The following is a 1,078-nucleotide window of genomic DNA, read 5'->3' as shown; positions in this document are numbered from 1 at the left end:
TGCTTCAGCGGCACGAACTCTTCCGCGCGCAGGGGTTCCCGGCGGACTACATCATCGACCGCATGGCCTGCGGCACGCCGCTTTCCGGCAGCCGCAGCGTGGCCATGGTGGGCAACAGCGTCAGCCCGCCGCCGCTGCACGCGATCGCCGTCGCCAACCYGGACCCGGCCGACGCCGACAGGATGGCCGCGTGAGCCGTGGGCATCAGGTGGTGGTGGTCACCGGTCGACTGGGTGCAGATCCGGCAGTGAAGGCGCCACCCAGTGGCGGCATGGTGGCCGAACTGCGCGTGGCCGTCAGCGAGTCCTACAAGGACCGCGCTGGCAACCGCACGGAACACACAGAGTGGATACGCATCAAGGTGTTCGGCCAGGCAGCGGAAGCCGTCCAGCGCTTCCTGAAGAAAGGCGGCCTAGTAACGGTGCAGGGCAGGTTGCACACCGAAAAGTGGACGGCCGGCGACGGCAGCGACCGTTACAGCACGTGGGTGTACGCCTCGCCCAGCGGCGTGGACATCCACCATCAGCCGGAACACGAAGGCACGCGGGCAGCGCACAGGGGACGCGCTGCAACGCCCGAACCGGAACCGGCCGCCCCAGCCGCACAGGACTGGGTGGACGATGACGACTTCAGGTTCTGATGGCCGGCAAGCGGTGCGCACGAGGATGATGCGCGGCAGCGGTGCGCAGCGTGGTGATGTCGATGCCGAGGTAATGCGTGGTGGTGTCAGCATCGGCGTGGCCCAACAGCTGCGCCAGCGCCATGATGTTTACGCCTCGCTTGTGCAGTTCAGTCGCGAACGCTGCGCGCAGCAGGTGCGGGTAATGGCCGGACCACGGCTGCCCGGTGTAGGCCGCTTCCAGGCGCGCGAAGCCGCACGCCAGGCCCAAGGCGCGACGTGCATACCGGTTGACCACGACCCACACGCTGCGGCCGTCGCGAAGTGCCTTTCCATGGCGCGTCACGAACAGGGCGCTGCGCTTGCCTGGCCGCACCGTGGCGCGCAGGCGCAGGTAAGTCTGCAGGAGGCCGTACCAGGACGGACCGAACGGCACCAGGCGGTCGACGCCGCCTTTCC

General features: G+C 68.5%; 2 protein-coding genes and 1 pseudogene. 2 read left to right on the top strand and 1 reads right to left on the bottom strand.

The genetic code is table 11. The features are described from left to right. Both AC04L7_RS19405 and AC04L7_RS19400 read left to right on the top strand, forming a co-directional pair. Positions 1-194 (top strand): annotated as a pseudogene (locus tag AC04L7_RS19405) (DNA cytosine methyltransferase); the annotation flags it as partial. Beyond that, positions 191-640 carry a single-stranded DNA-binding protein gene (locus AC04L7_RS19400; RefSeq protein WP_435998637.1) on the top strand — a complete coding sequence of 150 codons (450 nt, stop codon included), beginning with the start codon at positions 191-193 and terminating at the stop codon, positions 638-640. The pseudogene AC04L7_RS19405 and the gene AC04L7_RS19400, both read left to right, overlap by 4 nt. Here the strand turns inward: AC04L7_RS19400 and AC04L7_RS19395 are convergent. Next, positions 630-1,078, bottom strand: a 449-nt coding sequence (locus AC04L7_RS19395; protein ID WP_475513803.1) for a tyrosine-type recombinase/integrase, incomplete at its 5' end; no start/stop codon positions are given. The genes AC04L7_RS19400 and AC04L7_RS19395 overlap by 11 nt on opposite strands.

Source organism: Pseudoxanthomonas sp. LjRoot204_2, from assembly GCF_056175765.1.
This window is presented reverse-complemented; position numbering and strand designations above follow the sequence as displayed.